The sequence below is a fragment of the Turicibacter sp. St.80E1 genome (genome assembly GCF_059728495.1).
Window position 1 is genome coordinate 1,423,186 of record NZ_AP039386.1, and the last position, 26,857, is coordinate 1,450,042.

25 protein-coding genes are annotated in these 26,857 nt (G+C 37.6%); 4 read left to right on the forward strand and 21 right to left on the reverse strand.

The window, feature by feature from the left end; all coding sequences use genetic code 11:
- Nucleotides 1–91: 91 nt before the first annotated feature.
- From AC6I0I_RS06895 to AC6I0I_RS06930, 8 genes are all read right to left on the reverse strand, one after another.
- Entirely contained in the window at nt 92–445 is a 354-nt protein-coding gene (locus tag AC6I0I_RS06895) for a DUF2752 domain-containing protein (protein ID WP_161832068.1), read from the reverse strand.
- Nucleotides 446–859 (reverse strand): TM2 domain-containing protein, encoded by a 414-nt coding sequence (locus AC6I0I_RS06900; RefSeq protein ID WP_161832069.1) that lies wholly within the window; start codon nt 857–859, stop codon nt 446–448.
- A gap of 126 nt (nt 860–985) precedes the next feature.
- The gene (locus tag AC6I0I_RS06905; RefSeq protein ID WP_262950647.1) at nt 986–1,186 is read right to left on the reverse strand and encodes a hypothetical protein; all 201 of its coding nucleotides are present in this window, start codon (nt 1,184–1,186) and stop codon (nt 986–988) included.
- Nucleotides 1,164–2,060, reverse strand: coding sequence for a S66 family peptidase (locus tag AC6I0I_RS06910; protein ID WP_161832071.1), 897 nt, complete (start codon nt 2,058–2,060; stop codon nt 1,164–1,166). The genes AC6I0I_RS06905 and AC6I0I_RS06910 overlap by 23 nt, the downstream gene beginning before the upstream one ends.
- Entirely contained in the window at nt 2,048–2,833 is a 786-nt protein-coding gene (locus tag AC6I0I_RS06915; RefSeq protein ID WP_161832072.1) for an MJ1433 family protein, read from the reverse strand. The genes AC6I0I_RS06910 and AC6I0I_RS06915 overlap by 13 nt, the downstream gene beginning before the upstream one ends.
- Nucleotides 2,834–3,107: 274 nt before the next feature.
- Complete coding sequence (gene htpG / locus AC6I0I_RS06920) at nt 3,108–4,973, reverse strand: molecular chaperone HtpG (protein ID WP_262953559.1); 1,866 nt, start codon at nt 4,971–4,973, stop codon at nt 3,108–3,110.
- 117 nt (nt 4,974–5,090) lie between these two features.
- Nucleotides 5,091–7,244 carry a YhgE/Pip domain-containing protein gene (locus tag AC6I0I_RS06925; protein ID WP_262953560.1) on the reverse strand — a complete coding sequence of 718 codons (2,154 nt, stop codon included), beginning with the start codon at nt 7,242–7,244 and terminating at the stop codon, nt 5,091–5,093.
- Nucleotides 7,245–7,471: 227 nt separating this feature from the next.
- The gene (locus tag AC6I0I_RS06930) at nt 7,472–8,212 is read right to left on the reverse strand and encodes a gamma-glutamyl-gamma-aminobutyrate hydrolase family protein (RefSeq protein WP_262953561.1); all 741 of its coding nucleotides are present in this window, start codon (nt 8,210–8,212) and stop codon (nt 7,472–7,474) included.
- 223 nt (nt 8,213–8,435) lie between these two features.
- On the opposite strand from AC6I0I_RS06930, the gene AC6I0I_RS06935 reads away from it, so the two are divergent.
- Nucleotides 8,436–9,728, forward strand: a complete 1,293-nt coding sequence (locus tag AC6I0I_RS06935; RefSeq protein ID WP_338617442.1) for an ISL3 family transposase — start codon at nt 8,436–8,438, stop codon at nt 9,726–9,728.
- A gap of 126 nt (nt 9,729–9,854) precedes the next feature.
- On the opposite strand, the gene AC6I0I_RS06940 is transcribed toward AC6I0I_RS06935, so the two are convergent.
- Complete coding sequence (locus AC6I0I_RS06940) at nt 9,855–11,006, reverse strand: alkaline phosphatase family protein (RefSeq protein WP_161832076.1); 1,152 nt, start codon at nt 11,004–11,006, stop codon at nt 9,855–9,857.
- A gap of 158 nt (nt 11,007–11,164) precedes the next feature.
- On the opposite strand from AC6I0I_RS06940, the gene AC6I0I_RS06945 reads away from it, so the two are divergent.
- A complete protein-coding gene (locus AC6I0I_RS06945) occupies nt 11,165–11,638 on the forward strand; it encodes a hypothetical protein (RefSeq protein ID WP_262950654.1) in 474 nt (157 codons plus the stop codon).
- Between the two features lie 90 nt (nt 11,639–11,728).
- Here AC6I0I_RS06945 and AC6I0I_RS06950 read toward each other — a convergent pair whose 3' ends face one another.
- From AC6I0I_RS06950 to yaaA, 3 genes are all read right to left on the reverse strand, one after another.
- Entirely contained in the window at nt 11,729–13,408 is a 1,680-nt protein-coding gene (locus AC6I0I_RS06950) for a PTS transporter subunit EIIC (RefSeq protein WP_161832077.1), read from the reverse strand.
- Between the two features lie 483 nt (nt 13,409–13,891).
- Nucleotides 13,892–14,698 carry an EFR1 family ferrodoxin gene (locus AC6I0I_RS06955; RefSeq protein ID WP_262953894.1) on the reverse strand — a complete coding sequence of 269 codons (807 nt, stop codon included), beginning with the start codon at nt 14,696–14,698 and terminating at the stop codon, nt 13,892–13,894.
- A 4-nt stretch (nt 14,699–14,702) separates the two neighbouring features.
- Complete coding sequence (gene yaaA, locus AC6I0I_RS06960) at nt 14,703–15,482, reverse strand: peroxide stress protein YaaA (RefSeq protein ID WP_262953895.1); 780 nt, start codon at nt 15,480–15,482, stop codon at nt 14,703–14,705.
- Between the two features lie 348 nt (nt 15,483–15,830).
- On the opposite strand from yaaA, the gene bcp reads away from it, so the two are divergent.
- Entirely contained in the window at nt 15,831–16,301 is a 471-nt protein-coding gene (bcp, locus tag AC6I0I_RS06965) for a thioredoxin-dependent thiol peroxidase (RefSeq protein ID WP_161832080.1), read from the forward strand.
- A gap of 192 nt (nt 16,302–16,493) precedes the next feature.
- Here bcp and AC6I0I_RS06970 read toward each other — a convergent pair whose 3' ends face one another.
- Nucleotides 16,494–17,666, reverse strand: coding sequence for a cation diffusion facilitator family transporter (locus AC6I0I_RS06970; protein WP_161832081.1), 1,173 nt, complete (start codon nt 17,664–17,666; stop codon nt 16,494–16,496).
- Nucleotides 17,667–18,161: 495 nt separating this feature from the next.
- On the opposite strand from AC6I0I_RS06970, the gene AC6I0I_RS06975 reads away from it, so the two are divergent.
- Nucleotides 18,162–19,208 carry a threonine aldolase family protein gene (locus AC6I0I_RS06975; RefSeq protein WP_338617954.1) on the forward strand — a complete coding sequence of 349 codons (1,047 nt, stop codon included), beginning with the start codon at nt 18,162–18,164 and terminating at the stop codon, nt 19,206–19,208.
- Nucleotides 19,209–19,222: 14 nt separating this feature from the next.
- Here the strand turns inward: AC6I0I_RS06975 and AC6I0I_RS06980 are convergent, their stop codons facing one another.
- The 8 genes from AC6I0I_RS06980 to AC6I0I_RS07015 form a co-directional block, all read right to left on the reverse strand.
- On the reverse strand, nt 19,223–19,387 hold the full coding sequence (locus AC6I0I_RS06980) for a hypothetical protein (protein ID WP_161832083.1): 165 nt from the start codon (nt 19,385–19,387) through the stop codon (nt 19,223–19,225).
- Between the two features lie 185 nt (nt 19,388–19,572).
- On the reverse strand, nt 19,573–19,884 hold the full coding sequence (locus AC6I0I_RS06985; RefSeq protein WP_161832084.1) for a hypothetical protein: 312 nt from the start codon (nt 19,882–19,884) through the stop codon (nt 19,573–19,575).
- Between the two features lie 25 nt (nt 19,885–19,909).
- Nucleotides 19,910–20,293, reverse strand: coding sequence for a YbaN family protein (locus AC6I0I_RS06990; protein WP_161832085.1), 384 nt, complete (start codon nt 20,291–20,293; stop codon nt 19,910–19,912).
- 13 nt (nt 20,294–20,306) lie between these two features.
- Nucleotides 20,307–20,612: a nitrous oxide-stimulated promoter family protein gene (locus AC6I0I_RS06995; RefSeq protein ID WP_161832086.1), complete on the reverse strand. Its 306-nt coding sequence runs from the start codon at nt 20,610–20,612 to the stop codon at nt 20,307–20,309.
- Nucleotides 20,613–20,688: 76 nt separating this feature from the next.
- A complete protein-coding gene (locus AC6I0I_RS07000) occupies nt 20,689–22,362 on the reverse strand; it encodes an amino acid ABC transporter ATP-binding/permease protein (protein WP_262953896.1) in 1,674 nt (557 codons plus the stop codon).
- Nucleotides 22,359–24,158: an ABC transporter ATP-binding protein/permease gene (locus tag AC6I0I_RS07005; RefSeq protein ID WP_262953897.1), complete on the reverse strand. Its 1,800-nt coding sequence runs from the start codon at nt 24,156–24,158 to the stop codon at nt 22,359–22,361. Before AC6I0I_RS07005 ends, AC6I0I_RS07000 begins: the two co-directional genes overlap by 4 nt.
- 340 nt (nt 24,159–24,498) lie before the next feature.
- Nucleotides 24,499–24,870: a hypothetical protein gene (locus tag AC6I0I_RS07010; protein ID WP_262953898.1), complete on the reverse strand. Its 372-nt coding sequence runs from the start codon at nt 24,868–24,870 to the stop codon at nt 24,499–24,501.
- A gap of 400 nt (nt 24,871–25,270) precedes the next feature.
- On the reverse strand, nt 25,271–26,698 hold the full coding sequence (locus AC6I0I_RS07015; RefSeq protein ID WP_161832091.1) for a 6-phospho-beta-glucosidase: 1,428 nt from the start codon (nt 26,696–26,698) through the stop codon (nt 25,271–25,273).
- Nucleotides 26,699–26,857: the final 159 nt, after the last annotated feature.

Genomic DNA, 26,857 nt, shown 5'->3' on the forward strand with positions numbered 1-26,857 from the left:
CTCTCTATTATCCTCATCATAGCATACCGCCCCTTTTATCGTCAACTACTTTGGTTTTCAAAGTTTATATATAAAAAAAACAGGTAGTTTTCTACCCGTTCTTTATATTGTGAGGATAACATCGCGCCATCCCCCACTTAAAAAACTTTTCTAAGAGGCTCCATTGAGGCGACCTTTGGATAATCATCCAACTATCTTGCAACACCAAGAAGAAAGCAACTGGAACCACGATAACCATAGGATTATACATGAATGCCTTTAGAATCTGACCATGCATGAGGCTAAAAAATGCCCGTGTAAACCCGCAACCTAAACAATCCATATGAAAGAGATGATACCAGATACATAAACGCTGGCCTTCAACGGTTTCAAGTGGAATCATATAGATTAAAATAAAAATAGCGGCATAAATAATCAGACGGATCCACCTTATTTTTTCACTCATTTATTGAAGCTCATTCCCGCCAGCATCTGTTGTAATCACCGTTCCACAAAGAATTAAAATACCTTCTACAAATCCCCATAATGACACAAGCGCAGTTGAAATTCCACATGTGAAAATTCCAAGAATCACACTCACTAATAATTGAACAAGTCCAATTGTCGTATACCCTAAATAAAAGCGGTGAATTCCAAATACCCCCAAAAAGATTCCTAATAATCCAGCAACTAATTTTGATTTTGGAGCCCCCACTCCTCTTTTCAAATTAGTTCCGCATGTTGGACAAACATCCGCCTCTTTAGCAACTTCTGAACCGCAGTTTCCACAATAAGAATCACCTTTTGTTGTTGCTACTCCGCATGAAGTACAGTAATCAGCATTTTCATTTAACTCTTTCCCACAATGACGACAATACATACTCATCATCCTCTCTTTAACTCATGTTACACTCTTAATTTATGTCACAATTAACCGTTATATGACTTCTAAATGATTCCTCCGTAAAAAAGCGTTTGCTCCCTTTACAAGGAACAAACGCCTTCATTATTTCTTACCTTTACCCATCGTTTGTTTTAAACGTTCGCCATAAGAATGTTGATTTTTTATCCAATCCTCACATTCTACTTCTTCATCTGAAATCGACTCCCCATAAAAATAATAACCTAATGTACTCATACAGTAATTATTCACATTATGGAGACACGACCCGCAATGGCTTTTTTTATCTGTTACATCCATCCTCATATCTCATCTCTTTCTCTTTAAAGTTATACTGACCACCAATTACCATACATTTAGCGTCGGCCCCATGACCAATCGCATCAGTCTTAATCATCGGTAAAGATGGATTTTCAACAATTTGACGAACAAGTGTCACGATATCCGGCTGAAACGATTTTTTCTGCATTTCAGTGAAATGTCCGAGAATAAGGCCGTTAATCTCTTCAAATACCCCAAGTTGCTTATATTGATTCAAATAAGTTGCCATTTTCGCCACATCACCACTATACGCCTCAAGCAGTAAAATCTTCCCTTTAAACGAGGGCCAATACGCTGTACCTGCTAATTTTAAGAAACATCGTATATTTCCTCCAATCACAACGCCCTCCATCTTCTGTCCCTGAATCCAGTCAAATGGAAAAGTGAATAAGGCGTGTTCCTGCTCAAAAAGTGAGGCTTTAAATTGCCCCTGTTGTGCATCAGCAAAGGTTCCGACCAGGTGACGAATTTGATAGAGATAACTCGATTGTCCTGTTTTTGTATATAGCGCATTTAGCACCACCGATAAATCACTGTACCCGAAAAAAGGTTTGGGATGTTGGCTCATCCACTCGTAATCCAGATAGGAAAGAACTCCATTTGCTAAATCTCCTCCAGATACATCAAAAATCGCTCGGATATCTGGGTTTTTATAAAAATCCATCAACATCTTCGCACGCTCTTTATCTGAGGCATGATAGACACTCTCTTTAGCAAACAAAGAAGGGGGACGTACGGTAGAGAGCCCCATTTCCTCTAATGTTTGCTCTAACCGATCAAGCGTTGGTTTTTGTTGTACAGATAATCCGTTAGATAACGCAATCAACCCTATGGTTTGCGTTGGTTTTAATAAGGACACGAAAGATGACCTCCTTCGCTTTCACGTTGTTCTAATAGCGTACGCTGATGCTTTTTATTAAATGGGCTTAACATAATCACTGTACTAAACAAACTTGGATAGAATTTATTTAAATAGTTCAAATAGTAACACCATTCGTAAGTTAGGTAGCGATAAATGGCCGCCATATCTTCCTCTAAATGTGTGCACTTAATTTTTGATAAATCGGTAATATCTTGGGTATCTAATTCCTCTTTTAAATGCATAATTCGCATCAACATTTCTGTAAATGTCTCATGTTCATGCAAGCTATCTGTTGTCATGAGTGTAATAATAATATTTTTCCCCTCATGTAAAATTTGTTGCAACTCTCTTAAATCAATTTTAGTAAGTTGCACCTCATAATGATACGATGAGTTAAGTTGTTGTAGTCGTTTAAAATACTCATCATTCCAAACACTTGGATCTTGGATCCGTAATTTTTTACAAATAGCGACACGATCATCTTGATTAACAAAGTACTCCAATAATTGCGTTCCAAATTCAGCATAAAAAACGCCAACTAACATATTTAATTTTTCAAGATCCTGTTCCTTCTTACGTCTCTCTAACACGCGCTCTAAAATCATTGTCGTAAAAAAGACCTCTAGCGGAATAAACGCAATATCTGCAACTAAAAAGATCATCGTATGATGAACATCTTTAAAAATTAATACGTGGACGAAATGCAAAATCAAGGATAAACTCACGAGGCCACACCCGATGAGAATCGTTTCTTTCTGTCGTTTTTTCATCTTTAATTCCTCCTCTCTTAAACACCATGTCCGGACATTTTTATAAACACCCTCTATGACTGATTTAAGTCTATCTTATAGTCCACCTTTGTCCGCTATTTCTAACGCTTGATGAATTGAATAAACATTTCTATCTATTCCATATAAAACGTTTTAATTTTATTATAAACAAAAATGCTTAATTTAACAAGAAGATCCGTCTTCCCTCTTAGCATACCCGGAATCAAAAAAAACATCAACTTAACTACAAAGTTGATGTTTTTCTAAAGACTTTTTATTTCATTAATTGACAAACATTATTGGTAAATGCCACTGGATCTTCAATATCTAATCCTTCAATTAGGCGTGCCTGGTTATATAAAACATCTGTATATAAATCAAATTTAGCTTGATCTTGTTCATAAGCCGCCTGTAAAGATTTAAATACTTCATGATTAACGTTAACTTCTAGCACTTTGTCTGCTTTAACTTGTTGTCCATTTGGCATGGCATTTAACACTTTTTCCATTTCAATGGATAATTCCCCTTCATTCGCTAAACAAACAGGATGTGATTTTAAACGTTGGCTTGCACGTACAGCTTTTACCTTACCGCTTAAAACAGATGTCATATTTTCAAATAATGAGGCGAATTCTTTAGTTGCTTCTGCATCCTTTTCATCAGTTTCAAGGTCTAAATCGGCACTAGAAACTGATTTGAATTCTTTTCCGTCATAAGACATCAGCATCTTAATCGCAAACTCGTCAATATCCTCTGTAAAGTAGAGCATTTCATATCCTTGATCAAGAACTGCTTCTGATTGCGGTAATTTTTTAACTCGATCAATTGAATCCCCTACTGCATAATAAATATGAGATTGACCCTCTTTCATACGTGATACATATTCAGATAGAGTGACTAATTTATCTTCGTAAGAAGAAGTAAACATTAATAAATCTTGTAATACCTCTTTATTTGCACCAAAATCCGAATAAACCCCATATTTTAATTGACGACCAAATGATTGGTAGAACGTTTCATATTTTTCACGGTCATTTTTAATCATTTTTTCTAATTCATTTTTAATTTTTGTTTTAATATTTTTCGCTATTAACTTTAACTGACGATCATGTTGTAAGATTTCTCGTGAGATATTTAATGATAAATCCTCTGAGTCTACAATTCCCTTTACAAAGCTAAAGTAATCGGGTAATAAATCCGCACATTTATTCATGATTAAAACACCGCTTGAATATAACTCTAACCCTTTTTCATATTCCGTTGTGTAGAAATCATATGGCATTTTTTCAGGAATATATAAAATAGCTTGATAGCTAACATTCCCATCAACACTTAAATGAACATGAGCTAATGGATCGTCAAATCCAAAATGTTTCTCGTGATAAAAAGCTTGATAATCAGCATCAGTCAATTCGCGTTTATTCTTTTTCCAAATTGGAACCATGCTATTCACTGTTTGCTCTTCTGTAACTTCTTCGTATTCATTCTCTGTTCCTTCTTTTAATTGCGAATGTGTGATATCCATTTTAATTGGATAACGAATAAAGTCAGAGTATTTTTTGATAATTGCTTTTAATTTGTATGGATCTAAATATTCATCGAAATTCTCATCTTCGGTATTTTCTTTAACTGTTAGGATAATATCTGTTCCCACAGATTCCTTTTCGCATGGTTCAATCACATAACCATCTGCACCGCATGACTCCCACTTATAGGCTGTCTCTGCCCCTAATGCTTTTGAAATCACCGTTACCTTGTCCGCCACTAAGAATGCAGAATAAAAACCAACACCGAATTGACCAATGATATCATGTCCGTCTTCTAATTCTGTATCTTTTTTAAACTGTAACGAACCACTCTTTGCAATGACTCCTAAATGCTCGTCTAATTCCGCTTCTGTCATCCCAATTCCAGTATCCGAAATTTTAATTTGGCGCTTTGCCTCATCAACCGTAATTTTAATAAAATAATCTTCCGAATTGAAACTTAAATTGTGATCCGTTAGTGCTCGATAGTAAAGTTTATCAATAGCATCACTTGCATTTGAAATTAATTCTCGCAAGAAAATCTCGCGATGCGTATAAATCGAGTTGATCATTAAATCAAGTAAACGTTTTGATTCTGCCTTAAACTGTTTCAATTGAATCGCTCCCTCTTGTTTTATCACTCGTTAAGTAAGAGTGCTAATATAATCTACTCTTTTTATATCATACCCCTATTGGTGTGTCAATCTTTTTTAAGAAAAATTAACCTTCCGTTATTCTCCCAACCCACTTTCTTTAAATTTATCACTAAATCCTGACATCAAGCGGTTGAGCGGTTTTTTCAAGAAAACTGAGACGAGAATAGCTACTATAATATAAGTACTTAGAATTACTATATCTCTAGATAAAACACTTTGAACAACCCCACCTATTGATTCTCGTGCAAACGAAATGGCATAAGTAAACGGTAAAAACGGATAAATGATTTGGAAAAATTTAGGAGTTAATTGGATAGGGAAGGTTCCTCCAGAACCCGCTACCTGTAAAACGAGCAGAATAATCGAAACAACTTTTCCGACATTTCCAAAAACAGAGACAAGTGAGTAAATAATGAATGTAAAAACGACACTTGTGAACAAGATACCGCCCACAAATAAGAGTGGATTCATACAATAAATTTTCAATAGGTATAAATCCCCTAATGCGATAATTAATCCTTGAAGAAGTGCAATACTTAAAAATAATAGTAATTTACCAAAGTATTCTTCGCTTTTTTTATACTCTCCTCTTGCATGCACCGCTAACATCGAAATTAACAATGTCATTCCGACCCATTGAGCAAGTACACTATAAAATGGCGTCATCGCTGTTCCATAATTATGCATTGGGAATAACGTTTCTTCAACTAACTCAACAGGTGTAGCCATAAAGCTTTCACGTTGAGCAATTCCTTCTTGAATGAGCGTTAATACTTCCTGTAACCCTTCACTACTGTTTATTTCTCCAAGTTTCTCTGTCAACGTTTGTAGTTTTTCCTCTGCCTCTGGAAGCTTTCCATTAATATACTCAATTGCCGAAATTCCTTGGTCAGAACCACTATAGGCGGTATTTAATAAATTTTTTACATCAGGTAACTTATTACTTGCTTCATTTAAAACAGTTAAGACAGACTCTGCTGTTTCATACGCTTTATCGATAACTTGATTTAAAGAGGGAGCAATTTCGTCATCAAAACGTTTAACAATTGAATCGGCTGTGTTAGATACATCATTTAATAAAGTTAAAATTTGATCAAACACTGTCAAATCTGGTCCTTCTCCTGTTGCTAATTGACCTTTAACCTTTTCTAGTAGCTGTTGAACACGAGCTAAATCACCTTGAACTCCCTCAAGTTGCGCAATCATTTCATCAAATCGCCCTGCAGGAAACTTATTAAAACTTTTTAACATTTTAATAAACGATTGAATAAGTCCTTGTGTTCCATCTACCTTACTTATCAGTCGATCAACAACCTGTGGAGCCTGTTCTGAACCGCTTGAAATAGCATCCTTAACCCCTTGTGTATACGTTTTTAGTTCCCCACTAATCACCGATACAAGTTCTAAATCTGATTTTAGTGTTGGGACGAAATCAGAAAGGGCTGACTTCGATGAGGTTATAAAGCCTTCTAACCCTGTCGCCGTCTGCTTAGCAGAATCAATCGTTGATTCAATCAGAGGTAAATCATTTTGAATGGATTGGATTAAATCCTTTAATTGAATCCCTCCACGGTGAGCCGTGTCTACTAACTCATTCATCTCACCAAACTTAGAAACGAGCTCTTCTAACTGTGAGTGAACATGTGATAATTCAGGTAAAACCTTTTCTTGAATCTCAATTCCTAACTCTTTTCCTGCCTCTAACAAAATACCACTGACAGTTTTGACAATAGTTTGATTAATACTTTCTTGAACACCCGTTGCTCCTTTACTTGTTAATTTAGGAGCAATCGCATTTATTTTTTCATTCACTTGATAAATAATTTTTCCTTTTTTCACATCCGTTGTAACAAGAGATGAAATATCTTGTGAAAAATCAGTTGGAATTGTAAGAGAAGCATAGACTTTTCCTTCTTCTAAAAGAGTTTGGGCCTCTTTCTCGCTCATAAACTGCCATCCCATTAAATCATTGTTTTTTAACTCCTCAACTACTTGATCCCCAACATTTATTTCCTTCCCATTGAGCGTCGTTCCTTGATCATTGTTTACAACGGCAATTTTAATTTGACTGGTTGCTGATTGCCCATAAGGATCCCAGGATGCCTTAATATTAAACCAGGCATATAACGAGGGTAAAATGCATAGGGCTAAAACGACAATAGCTGCTGCGTAATTGGTCCCGATGTGTTTCAAATCTGTCTTATAAATGGTCCAAATATTTTTTAACATTTCAATCCTTCTTTCCTTATATTGAATAGAGCAATTATACACCTCTTGTCTGAAAAAATCGACAATGTTTCCCATTTTTCTTATATAAACTGTCATTTTTTTATTCAATCTTGATCGTTTATCACAAGATAAAAAGGGGATTAAAGATTTCCCATTATTATAAAATCCTCTCCTCATTATTATAAAAAAAAAGGCTCCTTTTTATAGGATGCCTTTCTTATCATATCTCATTCACCCTTTAAAGAAAAATCATTCTCTTGACAACTAAAAACAAATCGTTCAAATAAAAGTCGTTCGGCCTGATCCCTTTTATACCTTAATTCAGGGTGCCACTGAACGGCCACTAAAAACGGGTAATCTCGATGACGGACGGCTTCAATTAATCCATCCGGTGCTAACGCTTCTACAATTAGTCCCTCGCCTAATCGCTTAATTCCTTGATGATGCCGACTATTCACTGCCAATTGTTGAACACCTAACCAGTGTTGTAATACTCCATTCTCAGATAGGTATACCTCATGCGCTGGTTCATCATAGGGAGGCAGCTGACGATGCGAAAAAGAACGCTCTTTCATGTACTGACTTTCAATGTCTTGAAATAAACTTCCATTAAAATAGACATTTATAAATTGAAACCCCCGACAAACACCGAAGATAGGTTTTCTTTTTTCAATCGTTTTTGTTAGCACACACCATTCAAAATCATCTAAAACTTTTGATGTATGGCCACACTCCTCTTCTTTCACCTCTTCGTAAAGACTCGGATGAATATCATCACCCCCCGTTAAAAAAAGACCGTCTATTCGTGCTACTAGTTCCTCAATAAACTGTTCAGATTGAAAAATAGGTAGGATAATAGGAATTCCACCCGCATCATAGATTGCCTCAATATAGGTCCGTTTAACCCAACTACTTTGTTTTTTGTCATCCCAAAGAGGAACAATTCCAATTAAAGGACGCTTTGTCATCCATATCCCCCCTACTCTTTACCTCATTGATAATGTATCATATGCAACACCCTCTAGAGACGTAAAGGCCCATTACCCATTTTTTTATGGTTCTATAATATTTGGTGTGGGTGATGCCCACACCTCTTTTATTGGAATTAAAAAATAAGTACAAAAAAAGAGACATAACGTCCCAAATTCTATACAATGTAATCGACCAAAAAAACACGAAAGGATTGGGTTTATGTCTCACACTAATTGTATCTCAACTTTACTTGATTTAAAAGATAAAAATATTACTTTTTCAAAAAATTGTATCCAAGAAACTCAGATTAAGAATGTTCGTTCTAAACTTATTTTGGGAACTCTTTCTTTTCAACCGACTCGTTGCTACCACTGTGGTCATTCTTTTGACTCAAATATCATTAAACACGGCTTCAAAACTTCACGTATTAAGCTAGTCAAAATTTCCGGATTTGATGCTTATCTAGACTTAAAAAAACAACGTTATAAATGCCGTCATTGCGACCGAACATTTACCCTAGAAACATCTCTTGTTAACCCTAATTGTTTTATTTCCACTCCCGTAAAACAAGCCATCTTTTTAGAAGCTAGTCATAAGAAATCCGAAACAGATATTGCACGTGAGCTTAACGTTTCTCATTCAACCGTTAACCGCGTCATTCATTCTTCCTATGAAGAACAGCCGCTTCCCTTTAATTCTCTCCCAAAAGTTCTTTGTTTTGACGAGTTTAAGTCGGTTAAATCGGCCGAGGGAGCAATGTCCTTCATTTTTTGTGATGCGTCCAATGGAAAGCTAATTGATATCGTTGAAGACCGTCGCTTAAGTACACTAAGGACTTATTTTATGCGATTTTCTAAAGCAGCTCGTGAAGGTGTAACCCACGTCGTCATTGACATGTACGCCCCTTATATGACACTCATTAAAGAGGTATTCCCTAAGGCTAAGATTGTTTTAGATAAATTTCATATCGTTCAACTAGTCTCTCGTGCTCTTAATAAAACACGCATTCGTTTCATGAATCAAAATAAAGAGTTTTATAATAAATTCAAACATTATTGGCGACTTCTCTTAAAAGCCCAAGAAGATCTTAGTGCCACTCATTACTTCTATTCCAACTGCTTCAAAAAGATGATCTCTCAACAAGAAATTATTGACTTTTTATTAGCCCTAGACCCTGAACTAAAGGAGACTTATGATTTCTACCAAACTGTCCAACAGGCTATTAAACTTCGTAACCTTGAAATATTTCATCATGCCATTCAACACCCCTCTGACCTGCTTTCACACGAAATGAAAACAGCTTTAAAAACACTCACTCATTATCAAGATTATGTCAAAAATACTATCGAAACTCCTTATACCAATGGAGTACTCGAAGGAATTAACAATAACATTAAAGTCATTAAACGTATTGCCTTCGGATACCGTAGTTTCTACCATTTCAAAGCAAGAATTTTGATTATTCATAAATACACTTTTGAACAAAAAAAGAAGAGGAACCAAGCCGTCTAAAGAATGGCCTAATTCCTCTTGATTACATGTATAGATTTTATTCACCCACACGATTTGACAAAGAGCCTTTTTTATTTTCTGATCAATAGAAAAAGGGCCTCTCCCCATTTGGAAAGACCCTCTACATTATTTAGATTCAACTAAAATAAGTGGCACTACCATTTCTTCGCGTGTTAATCCTGCATGTGTTGCAGTAAAATTAAACTTTTCCTTTTTCACGGCTGGTAAATAACCTAGTACTTTATGACCCGTCGCACAAGCGATAAAGTCCCCAATAAAATCGAGTGTTTTAGGATGAGGAGTATGGTACCCGAATAAATTCATTTCAAGTGCCTGTTGACGCGTGAGCAGAATAAAATCATCCCCGAATGTTTCATTAAATTTTTTAGAAAACGTCTCTCTTAAGTCTTCACGTATGAAAAATGACATCATGCGTCCCTCAATAAATGGGGGCATTAAAAAGCATGCCGTTAACTCGGGATAATCATTTAAATACGTCGTAGGCTCTACATCAATTAAACCATGATCGGCAGATATAATTAACAAAGTGTCCTTCATCTGTTGGGATAAATTCATTAATAGCTCATTAATTTCTGTCATTTTTTCTTTCGTTTTTGCCGAGTAACACCCCGATTCATGCATTGTTTTATCCGGGTCTGTCCAATAACCGAAAACAAATTTTTGTTCGGCAGTCGACACTAATTTTGCAACCTCATCAACTAATTGCTGTGCAGATTCAACACCAATCTTTGTATTTTTCCCTTGGTAATTGATATAATTTGGTTCAATCATATAAGCTTTTATGTGATGATTTGTCGCTTCTTCCACACGGTCTAACACATGAGTATAGCCCATTAATGTATATCCTGCATGGGGAAGCTCAAGTTTCTCACCTGTATAACTGTCAGTATTTAAAAAAGTATCGATGCAACGTCCATATTCCTTGAAATAGAGGGACCAACCTAACCATCCATGCTCAAAAGGTGATTTTCCACTATAATAAGCCGTCATCGCAGCAGTTGTAGTAGAAGGCGCTACAGCCGTTAACTCCTCCTTCAGATGGCGATTTAAAAAATCTGTTGACTTTAAGTTTTTCTCTAACGCATCAACCCCCATTCCATCAAAAACAAGAAGCACTACATTTTTATACTCCTTATCTAATACTTCTTTTATAACTGATAAAGACTGATAGGAAGACGCTACGTCATAATAGTTTAACAAGGTCGCCATAATATTCAAAGTACTTTTTTCATAATTAGGATAAATGATATTTTTCATTGAATCACTCCTTTATCTATTCTGTTAGTAGTCTTTCACACTTATTGATAATTTATAAAAAAATAACATTCCTTTTTTAGGCACCTTCCCGTTCATTCTATTACCTTTTTCATATTCTATACTGTAGCTGAATTAGAGATTGAAAGGATGTCGCACAAATGAAACAAAATATGAGATGTTTAGGAAATGCTCCAATGGGTGGATGTGTCACTATGCCACCTATGGGACAATATGAAACTTGCCAACAAGTTGTTGAACCAACTATTGCCTGTACCCCACAACAACACCACTATCATCGAGTTGATCATGTTATTCCGGTCGTTGTTCGAAATGTTCATCATCATCATAATCACCACAACTATGTCGTCAATCGTCAAGAAAGCGTGGAATCCTATTATTATGATGAGTATTTAGCTGGACAACCACCTATGAATTTAACACAAGGGATGCAATCGAATTCATTTGACTGGGGACAACCGCTTCCTCAAATGACTAGTAACCCCCAACCAACAACTGTAAGTCAATCAGTATATACACAACAAATGATGGCCCAACCAACAGTTACGCAGCAACCTCAATTAAATAACTTATCCTTAGTGAACAACGCTGGTTATTACAATCCGTTGATGTAACTTTATTCACCCGGGAAATATATATTTTCATCATGTATAAAAAATGACTAATCATTCGATTAGTCATTTTTATTAACTTTATAGTATTAATTAGTCACCGATAATATCAAGGATATGGTTTTTAAGAGTATTCGAGTTTCCACCAAAGATAGCTTGAACTCCACCTTTAACTTCCATTACCCCTGCTGCTCCTAAAGCTTTTAAACGATCTTTATCAACTTTAGCAGTATCTTTAACTTCAACACGTAAGCGAGTAATACAAGCATCGATGTTTTCGATATTTTCTTCTCCACCTAAAGCTTCTAATACTAATGGTGCTTTTTCTTTCCACTCATCAGTTCCAGTTGCAGCTGATTTTTCTGCTGCTCCACCACCATTACGTTCTTGGAAGTCTTTTTTCGAGAATAATTTTACCTCTTCGTTATCATCCTCGCGTCCAGGTGTTTTTAAGTTTAATTTTTTGATTAAGAAACTGAATACGAAGAAGTATACAGCAAAGTAAACGACACCAACAACTAATACCCAATACCAATGTGTTGCTACACCAGCACCAGCAGGTAATAATCCGAATAAAACGAAGTCAATTAATCCACCAGAGAATGTCATACCGATGAAAACATCTAACATCGCCATAATCATGAATGATAATCCACAGAAGATAGCATGCACAACGAATAAGATTGGTGCAACGAATAAGAATGTAAACTCTAATGGCTCAGTAATACCTGTTAAGATTGTTGTTAACGCAGCAGCTCCTAATAAACCACCAACAGCTTGACGTTTTTCAGGTTTAGCACATTTATACATTGCTAAAGCAGCCCCTGGTAATCCGAACATCATGAATGGATATTTACCAGCTAAGAACGCTGTTGTTCCCATAACAATCTCATGCATTCTTCCAGATTCTAATCCAACTAAATCACCCATTGATCCTAATTGTACGAAGTAAGCTGTATTTGCCCCTTGAACAATTGTATCAACACCGTTGATTAATAAGTTAGCTTCAACGAATGAACCATACCAGAATGGTGTATAGAATACATGGTGTAATCCGAATGGTACACATGAACGTTCAACTAATCCGAATAAGAATGAACCAAATACTCCAGATGAGTTAACAACATTTGCTAATGCTCCAATTCCATCTTGAACGAAAGGCCAAAGGTAAGCTAATACTACCCCAACAACAGCCATTACTAAAGATGTAATGATTGGAACGAAACGTGAACCAGCAAAGAAAGATAAAACTGGATGGAATTGAATATTGAAGAATTTATTATGTAACGCAGATGTTACCATCCCTGTAATAATCCCACCAAACACTGACATATTTAAAGTGAAAATCCCAAGGTTAGTTGTCACATAAGTTCCGTATTCCCCAACGTTATCAGGTGTTACAACACCTAACTTCGTTAATCCTAATCCTAATAAAGTAGAGATAACTTGGTTCATAACTAAGAAACCAAACACAGAAGCTAACGCTGCTGTTGCTTTATCTTTTTTAGCTAAACCAGCCGCAACCCCAATCGCAAATAAGATCGGTAAGTTACCAAAAACGATATCTCCAATATTTTTCATAATTGTTAAAATCGCTGTAAGCACCGCAGAGTTATTAATCGCATTAGCGATTGTTTGATAAATCGCTGGTGCATCTGTCATTCCAGCAATTCCTAAGAATGCCCCACCAACACCAAGTAAAATACCGGCAATTGGTAAAGCAGCGATTGGAAGCATTAATGCTTTACCTGTACGCTGTAAATACTTAAACATACTTGAATCCTCCTCTTATCGTATAAGATAACCGCAACTCATGGTTGTATTATTTTGATCGTGTTGTATTATTTTTAATACCGCAAACTTTGGCAATAGAAATATGAAATTAAGCCATATATCTTCGCAACGTTTACATTTATGATTATAATACATTCCGTCATAAATTAATACCACTTTCATTCAATAGGTAACCGGTTACTCACCCTTTTTCACTATTTTTTTCTTCATATTTTTTAAAATTAAATATGTTTTTTCGTCACATTCGCTCAATATTCTCCTTTATAAAAAATAAAATTCATGTGACATTTTACCTCTTTTTCGGTTCTAAATGATAATCACCTTCTTTTTTCACACTAAAATTATGGACGATTTTACTCAAAATATACATATTTTATTTAAAAAATCTTTTTTTATCCTTTCATCCTGCTGTATCCTGTTTAAAATGGCCCCATCCTCCGTTCAACCGAGACCCTTTTTATCCTAAAATTTAGTCGGACGATTTTTAGTAGAGCTATGGTTTAATTCATACCAACGTATATCTGGATGTGTATATCTTTTTTTTCTTTCCATCGACCTACCATATTGAATCGCCGACTTCGGACAATAGTGGAGACAGGCTAGACAATGTAAACACTCCCCCTTCCATGAAGGTTTTTGGATCACCTCAATACATTGTGTCGGACAAATTTTCTCACATACTTTACATGAGATACAATGATCATTCGCGTAGAAAGGGGTGATTCGTTTAGACATGATTCGCATCCATCTCTGTCCCGCTAGGGTTCGTATCCTAGGAAAGAATCCGGTAGCCTGTTCATAAACGTGCTCTTTTTGTGCTATTTCCTGATTCATTCTTTCTAAGGTTGGCAAAGTAGCTGCCAATGTCTCATAAACCCTCTCATATGAATCGGTATGCCCCACAATTAAATAATTATGAGGCATTTTTAGGGTGTAAAAACTTGTTAAACGCCATCCTTTTTCTTCAATGGCTTGATGCACAACCTTAAAACAATTTCCGATTTGTTTAGAGTAGGTCACAATAACTCCTAAATAATCGGGGTCTTCCCCTAAAAATGTTAACCGTGAAAGAAATCGCATCACAATTTCAGGAGGAGCCCATGCGTAAACCGGAAAAACGAAAATCACCGCCTCCCCCTTCTGCAACACGTAATCGTATTGCTCTGCCTCAATGGCTTGTATGATTGAAACGAGTCGTTCCCGTTGTACCCGCGCAATCGTTTCTGCTGCTGCCTGGGAGTTTCCTGTTCCACTAAAGTAAAAAATCATGTTCTCATCCTTTCACCGAACGGGTAAAGACCCACGTCGCTGGAGTCGACAGGTCTTCATTAAATTGATAGCCTTCCTCATTAAATTGTTTGAGTTCCTCAACTGAATGAAGCTTGCGCGTTAAAATATAGCGTGCCATTTGTCCACGCGCTCGCTTAGCATACATCCCTACTGTTCGGAACGACTCTCCCTTTTGTTCTTTAAATTCAATCGTTAATACGCCATACTGTTGCTTAATCTGTTTGAAATCAACCACCTTGCTATATTCCGTAGAAGCCAAATTAATCAACACCTGATCACCGGGCGTTGTTGCGAGTGCTGACAAAAAGTAATCCGTCAATTCCCTCCTCCAATACTCATACAAGTTTTTTCCATGTTCTCCCGAAAACTTTAACCCCATTTCTAACCGATACGGATTAATCGCATCAAAGGGGTGTAAAACACCATAAAGTCCTGATAAAATGCGCAACGACTCGTTTGAAAACTCAAGTGCCCCTTGATCGAGTGTTAATGCATCCAATCCCTTATATGCTTCGCCAGAAAAAGCATAAATACTTGGAAGTGCCTGCAACTCATCCGAATAAAATTGACGATAGCGCGCACTATTTAACGTCGCCAATTCCTCGGACATCTTCATAAGACTTCCTAATTGTTCATTAGAAAAAGAAGACAATTGTTCAACTAACTTCGCTGTCTTTTCATGAAAAAGAAGCGCCTTAAAATTCGTATGGGGCACGTTCTCCCCTGATGTAAACGTCTTAGCAGGTGATAAAATCATTAACATTCTTCACACATCCTTATCTTTTATTTTCATATCCTAACACTGATTACTTTTCGATTAACCAACCTTTTATCCTTTCCATCAACTGGGCGTCATCCTATACATCCTATTTTAGCGATCACCTTTTAGAAAAACACCGTGCTACTCTATCGCGACGGTCACCCCATATTTAAATCCTACTCATAGAAAACAATGACCGACCTCTTTCTCTTAGTATTTTGGCTATATTCCCCACATTTTACTTAAAATGAGACTAAAAAGTTCATTAATATTTTAGCATATTTGTTTACAATCCCCTCACCATAACGCATAATTATTTATAATCACTATAAAAGAAAGAAGTGAAGTTTAATGGAACCTATTACTTTAACTGAAGGAATGCAAGCCCCTGATTTTACATTACCAGGATCTGATCAATGCCAACATCGCTTAAAAGATTACTTAGGACGAAAAGTAATTCTTTATTTTTATCCACGCGATCATACGCCAGGATGTACGAATGAAGCAAAAGATTTTCGCGATGCGATTCAATCCTTTAAAGACCAAAACGCTGTCATCTTAGGCGTAAGTCGTGACAGTGTTCAAAGTCATGAAAAATTCGTCGCTAAACACGATTTACCGTTTATTCTGTTATCTGATACCGAAGAAACGGTTTGTAAGCAATATGATGTATTAAAGGAAAAAAATATGTACGGAAAAAAAGCCATCGGGATTGAACGATCAACGTTTATCATCGATGAAACAGGAATGATTACAAAAATTTTCCGTAAGGTTCGTGTCCCTAACCATGTGGAGCAGGTCCTAGAACAATGTACTTTATAAAAACTTTATGATTTTAAAAGAGGATGTCTAACTCACGTGAGTTAGACATCCTCTTTTAAAAATGAAAAAAAATGAGCTCGCTCTTATACTTCCATGCAAAACGCCCCTTCTGCCAGATTACGTTGAGTGAGCTATTCGATGAAACTTCTAATGACAAAATGAAAAGACCCAAGGTACTGGGTCTTTTCTATTCTAAACATACATCCGATCAATCACAATGACACAACGGTATTGCGGATGGGTTTCTCTAATTTTTGCGATAACCTCATCTTTAATGGACTCCTCTGTCACTGTTTTGTTTAGTAGCGAGCCATTCACGACTAAATCAAAAATCAAATTTTTATTTGGTTCTTGCCCAATAATTCGAAAATCATGCATCGACATGATCACCGGATGCGCGTCAATAATTTGCTCTAGTTCTTTTTTCATCAGCTTAATCTCTTCGGTTTCTACAGAAACAGGATCCATATGAATCACTAGATGGAGCTTCAATTCTTCTGAGATTTGTCGTTCTGCTTCATCGATGATATCATGGATCGTCATCACATCGATGTCTGCTGGAATCTCCGCATGAATAGAGGCAATGACACATCCCACCCCATAATTATGAATCATTAGGTCATGTGCCCCCGTAATATGCTCAAATGAAAGGAGTCGATCATAGATCTGTTGCACGAGCTCCGCATCGGGTGCCTCTCCTAGAAGAGGACTAATCGTTTCCTTCACCAGATTATATCCCGCATATAAAATAAATCCTGCAACAATCACACCTGCATATCCATCAATAGGAAATGATGTCAAACGCGCCATTAAAAACGATAAAAGCACCGTACTTGAGGTAAAGACGTCACCTAAAGCATCCACGGATGCAGCCTTTAACGCCCCCGATTGAATCGCTTCTCCCATGTGTTTATTAAAGAAACTTAACCAAACTTTAACAAGCACCGATACAAACAACAATAAGAAAGAGACCCACTCGAAACGAACCTCACTCGGATTTAAAATTCGACCGACTGAGGATTGAATAAATTGAACCCCCACCAACATTACCATAAATGCTACAATGAGCGCTGAAATATACTCAATTCGCCCATGCCCATGCGGATGCTCCTTATCTGCTGGTCGATTTGCTAACTTCACACCAACAATTGTGACTACAGAAGATGCGGTGTCCGATAGGTTGTTAAAAGCATCGGCCATGACGGCGATACTTCCGGCTAACCACCCGACGCCAAACTTCACCCCAAATAATAATATATTAGCAAGGATACCAATTAATCCTGAAATAAAAATGAGCCGCTCTCGCCCCTCTTCTCTTGTTTCCTCCTGTTTTTCTAACCGTTTAATTAACCACTTCGCAAACATTGCACTCGACCTCCATTTTAAATTCCTGTCCACTAATTACCCATCATTCAACGTTCCGATTCGCCACTCTCATACATGATATCATACCCCATTCCCCTAAATTTTACTAGTCCTTGATGAGAAGTTCCCCCTTAAGGGCAACTCGTTCCTTCTTTTTAACATTTTTATCGCAGTCTCAGAATAAGGTATCTATAGACAAACGAAAAAGACAAACGAAAAGTGAGTTTACACTTTATGAAACAGACCTCGTTGTCTGGTTCCTACTATAAAAGGGCTATGGTGAGTGATCGATGAACGCGTTTAAAAGGATCCATCACTCATCAGTAAAAAGCAGAATGATCTTTTACCCTTCATCTCCCTAATCTCTATTCAAGGAATGCCTTTTGCCGGTGCCAAGGGGATAGATGTTATGAAGGCAAAAAAAGATTTTTGTGCAACTTAAAGCCTGGTTGAAACAAGAAGGAGGGAAGGAAACCAAGTTTTTGGTCTCCACTAATGATGATTAATTTTAAAATAGACTACGCAGACGGGGCACACCCAAAAATTTTAGAAAAACTCCTAACGACTAACGCGGACCAAACGCCAGGTTATGGGGAGGACGACTACTGTCAACAGGCACAGGCAGCCATTCAATCATACTTAGGTTCAACGCCATGCGAGATTCACTTTCTCGTGGGAGGAACCCAAACCAATTTAACCTTCATCTCACATGCCTTAAAACCATACGAGGCCGTCTTATCCGCCCAAACGGGGCATATTATGACAAACGAAGTAGGGTCAATTGAGGCAACGGGGCATAAAATTATTCCACTCCCTGCCACGGATGGAAAGGTGACGCTACATGCGCTCCACACCTTTTTTAAACAGCCTCAAACCATTCACATGGTCAAACCTAAACTTCTTTATCTATCGAATCCAACAGAACTTGGAACCCTCTACTCGAAACAAGAATTAGAGGAACTTTCTAAGTTTTGTCGACAGCATCATCTCTATCTCTATGTGGATGGCGCACGACTAGGAAGTGGATTAGTCGCTCCATCTAATACACTAACCCTTGAAGACTATGCACGTCTTACCGATGCATTCTATATCGGTGGGACCAAAAATGGAGCCCTTTTCGGAGAAGCGCTTGTCCTCATTCATCCTGAACTTGCCCAAGATTTCCGTCTGAATATGAAACAAAAAGGAGCTTTATTGGCAAAAGGACGTTTACTAGGCCTTCAATTCCTCACCCTTTTTCAAGACGCTCTCTTCTTTGAAATTGCCCATTTGGCCAATCAACGCGCGAATGAACTTCGCCAAGGTCTTTTACACTTAGGAATTTCCTTTTGGACGTCTACACAAACCAATCAATTATTCCCAATCTTGCCTAATCATCTTCTTCCGGTGTTAAGTGAGCGATTTTCCTTTACTATTTGGGAACCCTATGATGAGCATCATTCGGTTGTTCGACTTGTAACTTCCTATGCCACCTCAAAAGATGATATCATTCAATTTCTAGAAACCTTAAATACGCTATATAAAAAGGATGCCCTGAATTAATCAGATGCATCCTTTTAACGTTGTCCAATACAACCCATTCGGTATAAAAACCAAATGACAAATAAAATAATAACTAAAAGACTTGCAAATGTACTTCCCTTATAACGATCAATCGATGACCCGCTATCCTCATCCGCTATATCGTAATCCTCAATTGAGGCATCATCTACATCCGCCATCCTTTCCCCTCCTTCTATCACCATCACTGGGCATCATCAACTCACTATATATATATGACCCACGTTTTATGATGTTCCCCCCAAAAAAATAATCACTGAATTATTCCATCAACGGCACCTTCGAGCTCCATCAATCCTGGGGCCTTAACCATTAGTGGAACTAATGATTAAGGCCCCGCTGACCGCTACAAAACGATAATAGCCATTAAATAAGCGAAGAAGGACCCCACCGCAACGATGTGCCATTTCATCCAACGTTTCCCTTGTTTGATCACATAGTAACCACTAATTCCAATGAACAACATCGTCAATGAAAAACCGCTATACCGCCAAAAACGGTCGCTTCCAATTTGCATGACCGTATCCATCACCATCGAAAGGATGGACACGGTACCTAATATCACGTGTAAATAAATCCCCAAGGAGGCCTTCTTAAAACCTACCTTTGCTACATAATAAACCCCTAGTGCTAGAAAAAAACAAACATGTGCCAGCATTCTATCTCACTCCTAATCCTTGCTTTTAATTTTTATCGTGTTGAATGGTGTCAATTTTAAAGAAAAAGTAATAAAACTTTGCAACAACCAAGGTCAGTAAGCCCACCCGCATCACAACTGAATCTACGAGGAAAAACGGAACACACAACATAGCATCCGCCATTAATAAAATCGTCCATTTTTGTCTTCGCGTCATTTGCCGATGTTTCACAAAATCTGCTAAATACTTTTGATAAAGGGACGTCGATTGAAACCAATTATCGAATCGCGTCGACCCCTTCACAAAACAAACGGAGGCTAATAGCAGAAATGGGGTGGTTGGTAAAATAGGTAACAAAATACCGAGGATTCCAAGACCAACACAAACAAACCCACCCATCACGAATAATCCCTTTACTAATTTCTTCATTCACTCTACCTCCCTATTTATCTAGTAAATGTTTAAAAAACTCCACCGGTGAATAAAACAACACGCGCGGTCCTGAAAAACGCATAACTTCTTTAATCTGTTGTCGCATTTTCTTTTTATAACAGTGAATTGGACATTTCTGACACGTCGTCTTCTCATCTTGAAATTTACAAAAATTCAAGCGTTGGTGGGCGTAGGAAAGTAATGCCTCACAATCTGAACACCTTCCCTTTGATTGGTGCTGATGCTTCTTGTGACAATACACATTGATCATCAATTCAATCACACGTTTTTCACGCTCAATTCTTCCCTTTGCCACGTTCTCCACTCCTATCGTTGATAATCACTATCATTAACTTTGTAAAAAGAGAGGACTAGGCCTCCCTAATCCACGCTTAAGAACTCATTTCTAACTTTCGATCTTTTAACTGGTACACTTGGTCACAAATCGCCGTTGTTGACTGGCGATGAGAGACAAGAATAATCGTCTTTTCCTGATGATAATCACGAATAGACTTTAAAATTGAACCCTCGTTTAACGCATCTAAATTACTCGTTGGCTCATCTAAAATAAGAAGATCCCCATTATGTAAAAAGGCGCGTGCCAATCCTAGACGCTGTCGTTCACCTGAAGATAACAAGCCGCCTAACTCACCAACCGATGTATCATATCCCTTGGGTAGGGTCATGATAAACTCATGAATGGCCGCCTGTTTCGCCGCCTGCATCACTTCTTCTAAAGTAGCCTCGGCTTTTCCAATCCTGATATTGTTCACAATTGTATCATTAAATAAGTAAGTCTCTTGACTGACAAGCGTTTGCTTTGCTTTTAATGCATTCGTCGGAATCTTTGAAATAGTTGTGCCATCAATTGTAATACGCCCCGCCTGAACATCAAAATAACGCATTAATAATTTAATAAACGTACTCTTCCCCGTCCCACTCGGACCGACAAGTGCTAATTTATCCCCCTTGGAAATTGAAATTGAGGCCTCTTTAAAAATTGCTCTGTCACTAGAGGGGTATGTAAATGTCACCCGATCAAAAGCAAGATGATCAGCCCGAATCTCCATCTCCCCAGCGACCTCATCTACTTGTGGAACCTCATCTAATAGATCAAAAAGACGTTGAGCACACGCAAACGTATGCGCCAATGTATTGGATAAATTGCTTAAAGCGACGACAGGTCCAAACGACGAGGCAATGAGAACCAACGCAACCAAAACTGCCGTTAAACTTAATTGATGCGTTGTATAAAAATAAAAACCAGTCCCCGTAAAAACTAACATGGCCGAGGAAATAATGACTCCTGTTAACCCCGTAACAAATCCTTCATGATTTTTAATCTGTCTGACACTTTGATTTAAAGTACATGAGTGATGATCCAGATTGGCTAGACGGTTTGCCCCCTGATTAAAGAAAATAATTTCTTTTAACCCTCGCAAAGAATCTAAAATATATTGATTACTATCTGCAAATACCTGACGATATAAAACGCCTGCTTCCTTTACAGAAATCGATGAAAAATAGGGAATTAAAACGCCGACGACGATAAAATAAATAGCCGAAACCCATCCATAAACAGGATGAATTTGAGATAACACAAAAGAAATCAAACTATTCGTTAAGATAGCAATAGCGATAGGAGCAATCGTATGCGCGTAAAACACTTCTAATAACTCAATATCCGAGGTAATCATTGAAATTAGATTCCCCTTGTCTTTCCCTTCCAATTTAGCCGGTGCCAGTGTCCGCAATTTTGCAAAAATTTTATCGCGCAACAGATATAAAATTTTAAACGCAATATAATGACCGGATAACTGTTCCCCATAACGTAATAAGCCGCGACTTACAGCACAAACCCCCATTAAGACGAGGGCTGTTTCAAAGGATACAACACTCGAGCCCTCGACCCATGTTCCTAATGCAATCGCCGCTAAAACTCCAATCGCAATTGCTGCTAAAAATCCTAAGACCCCTAACGTTATCGTCATAACCATGACATGAATGAGTGGCTTTAATTCTAAAATTAATCGCCTCATTATCTTCAATCCAGATTGACGCTTCATCTGCTCACCTCTCTCATACTTTCTAACTGGTGTTGTTTTTCTACCATCCTAGTATAGTGTCCTCCTCGGTGCATCAATTCATGATGGGTTCCCGATTCCACGAGTTGTCCCTCATTTAACACATAAATAACCTTTGCCTCTTTAACACTTGCCAATCGGTGTGAAATAACCAACACAGTCTTTTGCTTGGCCAGCTCATAAATCGATTCCCAAATGGCCTCCTCACTTTCAACATCAATATTTGATGTCGCCTCATCAAAAATAATGACAGGACGATCGGCCAAAATAACGCGAGCCAGTGCTAACCGCTGTTTCTGTCCCCCCGATAACGAACTTCCATTATCCGAGACCTCCGTATCCAACCCTTGCGGTAACTGCATCACAAATGATTCTAAACGGGCAGTCCGTAACGCCTGCATCATTTCATCCGTTGTCACCCCTTCACGGGCCATTAATAAATTTTCTCTGATCGTCCCTTTAAAGATATGGCTATGCGCTGAAACGAGCGAAACATATCGATAAAGTTCCTCTTTCCTCACATCAGATAATGGAAGATTATTGATTAAAATCGATCCGTTCGCTACCCGTCTTTGGGCGAGGAGAAGAGAGGCAATCGTGCTTTTTCCACTTCCACTTTCCCCGACAATCGCGGTTAATCCCCCCGATTTAAGGTCAAGAGAAATATCCTGCAACACCTGTCGCTCCCCATCATAACTAAAATTAAGATGACTCAATTGAATCACCGTTTGAGGACTTGACGGCATCATTTCTAACGCTCCTTCTTCCTCCTCCGGTGCATCTAGCAGAGCAAAAATCCGATCCGAGGCTGCCATCCCATTCATCGCAATATGAAAATAAGAGCCTAGCAGGCGAAGCGGAATGAAAAATTCCGATGACAATAAAATAATAACAATTAAATCCCCGACTTGTAACATTCCTCGTTTAAACTCATATAGGGCAACAATTGTTCCAATGGCAGAGCCCCCAAAGGCAATCAAATCCATCACGTTAATCGAGTTTAATTGCATACTTAATACTTTCATCGTAATTTGTCGGAATCCCTCTGCCTCCTCATTCATTTCCTGGTGTTTTCGTTCGTCCTGATTATATACCTTAAGCGTTGTTAACCCTTGTAAATTCTCTAAAAAGGTTTCCCCTAAGTTTGCATAATTATTCCAGTAAGCCTTTAAAATTCTTTTTGCCACCTTCATGATAGCGACAATCGATAAAGGAATCAATGGTACCCCCAACATAAAGACAAGAGCCGCCTTAAACGAAATAAATGATAAACAGACGAACAAGGTTATTGGCGCCAATAACGAATAGAAGAATTGTGGAATATACTTGCCAAAATAAATCTCTAATTGTTCAACGCCTTCAATGGATAACTGAACAATTCCGGATGTTTTCTCTACTTGCTGATACGCCATGCCCAATCGCAGTAATTTCTGATAAATCAGACGTCGAAGTGTTGTTCGTGCATTTGCCGATGCTTGGTAAGAGTAACATCCATATAAATAATGACTCACCCACTTCACAACTAAGGCAATCATCACAACTATCATCCCTGTAGCTAAAGAAATTGGGCCAATCAATGGATACGACGACAACGCCTCCCCTATCGATCCCCCTGTCATATTTAACGCCTCGCCCTCTACCATTCGGTTAATCAACTGCCCAATCAACCAAACAATGACGATATTACAAACAATTCCCACCCAACTGCATAAAATAGTGAGCCCCATATACTTCTTCGACTCATCACACATCGCAATGAGTCTCTTGTTCATCATCATCTTTTAACTCCTCCTTTTTGATAACGATTATCATTGATAACTAATAGGATTATACCATGGTTTTCCCATTAAAAATTCAACTATATTTAGTTTTTACTACAAAAAAACACCAGTTCAACTGATGTTTTTAACTGTAGCAAGCCACGATTTTATCCAAATTTCCTGCTATAATCCTCATCAATTACTCCGATGTAGGAATTTTCTCCTTGTTAGGATCGTTAGCATGAAGTATACGCGATTAACTTTTAAACCAGCTCATTACGACTATTTTTCAAAAAAAGCTCCCTGGATCTCGTTGATCATACGAACCGAGTATAAGAATATCCCCATTTGACCGTCTTTATGATATTTCAATAACAGGAAGCTTCATCCCCTCTCCCCAGATCGATGACAGCTTATCCTGAGGGTCTTTATCAATAACTCTTTGGTATCCCTTCAATCTTAATAATTTCCTGACTCCCATAACGTTGCCTATAGAAAACGAGCTCCCTAATTGAGGCCTCCCTGCTTGAAATGAATAACCTCCATCCTCCAAGGATCCTTCACCATATATACAAGCTAAGAGTTGCCCCCATTTATCCTTTAACGGAAATTGCAACTCGACCTCTGCACCCATGGCTAGATCCTCAATCCTGACTTGATTAACGCTCAACATTAGACTTTCAACGAATAACTTTTGATAGCCAACCTCTAACCCTGATACCTCCTCCATCGTTTGCATCTCTATCACCTTTTTTCTTTAACTGCTTATACCAAAAAAATGTAGCAATTTGGCATCACCATAGTGATAATCTAAAATTCTCCCTAAATGATGAAGCGTTTTAGACACTTGGTAAACTGTTTCTTGTGTTAAATCGTCTGCTAAATCTCGATCTTGCATTCATAAAATCAAATCCCCATAAACTATCTTTTAATTTTCGATATATACGACCTCTAAGTGCTTCACTCACATCATCTACCTCTCCTTAACGATGGTTCCATCGTCTGTTCTAATTTTGATTAGATACCCCTTTTTTATTTTTATCCCTCCACTTTCGCTTACATTAAGTAAGTGTCTATTAATTAGGTTCTATTACAACATAAAAGCCTCTCCATAAAGAGAGGCTTTAGATCTATTCTAAATCTTCACCATTTGAGTGAATCACCTTTTTATACCAGTTATATGATTTCTTTTTCGAACGTCTTAAGGTTCCATTACCTTCATTATCTTTATCAACATAGATAAAACCATATCGCTTTTTCATTTCACCTGTTCCGGCACTAACAAGGTCAATGCACCCCCAAGTTGTATATCCAAGTAAATCAACCCCGTCTAATTCAACCGCCTCTTTCATCGCTCTAATATGTTCACGGAGATAGTCAATACGGTAATCATCTTCTACATAACCATGTTCATCTGGAATATCCACGGCACCTAACCCATTTTCAACAATGAACAATGGTTTTTGATAGCGGTCATATAATGAATTTAATGTAATCCTTAAACCTAGTGGATCAATTTGCCATCCCCATTCACTTGCTTCTAAGTAAGGATTTTTTAAAGTATCAAAAACATTTCCCTCTGTCATTTTATTGACGTCTGGATTTGCACTAACTAAACGAGAAGAATAGTAAGAAAAGGAAATAAAATCAACTGTATACGTTTGGAGTAATTCTTTATCCCCTTTAACAAATGGAATTTTAACACCTTCACGCTCTAATTGTTTTAAAGCATACGCCGGATATTCCCCACGTGATTGAACATCAATAAAGAAATAATTTTCGCGATCTTTTTCAATTGACCTCCAAACATCTTCTGGATGACAAGTATTAGCATAGGTATTTCCAGCAGCTAACATACATCCAATTTTAAATTCTGGATTTATTTCATGGGCAATCTTCGTTGCTAAAGCACTGGCCACTAACTCATGATGAGCCGCCGTATATTTAACCTGCTGCTTATTTTCACCTTCCTCAAAATACAATCCCGCTCCCATGAATGGGAAGTGCAAAATCATATTAATTTCATTAAATGTTAGCCAATACTTTACTTTATCTCTATACCGTTTAAAAATGGTCTCACAATATCTCACATAATGGTCAATCATTTGACGGCTTCTCCACCCACCAATCGTTTCAATTAAATGCATTGGCACATCAAAATGACAAATGGTTACTAACGGTTCAATACCATACTTTAAACATTCATCAAATACATTGTCGTAAAACTTTAACCCTTCTTCGTTTGGCTCTAATTCATCTCCTTTTGGAAAAATTCGTGACCATGCAATTGATAAACGATAACATTTGAACCCCATTCCAGCCAACAGTGCAATATCCTCTTTATAATGATGATACATATCAATTGCCTCATGACTTGGATAGTAATGCTCTTCATTGCAACTAAACATCTTCATCATTCCTGATCCCACTGAAAAACGATCACTTCCAGCTGGAACAACATCAACATTAGCTAATCCACGTCCTCCTTCTAAATATGCTCCTTCACATTGGTTTGCAGCAGTTGCTCCTCCCCATAAAAAGTTCTCTCTAAACGCCATTTGAATTCCTCCTGTGATTTTTTAAAATTTTATTATCTTTCAATCGTACGTATTGATAAACCCCCATTGGGAGAAATAAGGAACCCGTAAACATTTAGTTACGGATTCTCATAAGATACCTCCCTAAATTAATTCATTATTTAATCCATCCTAATCGTC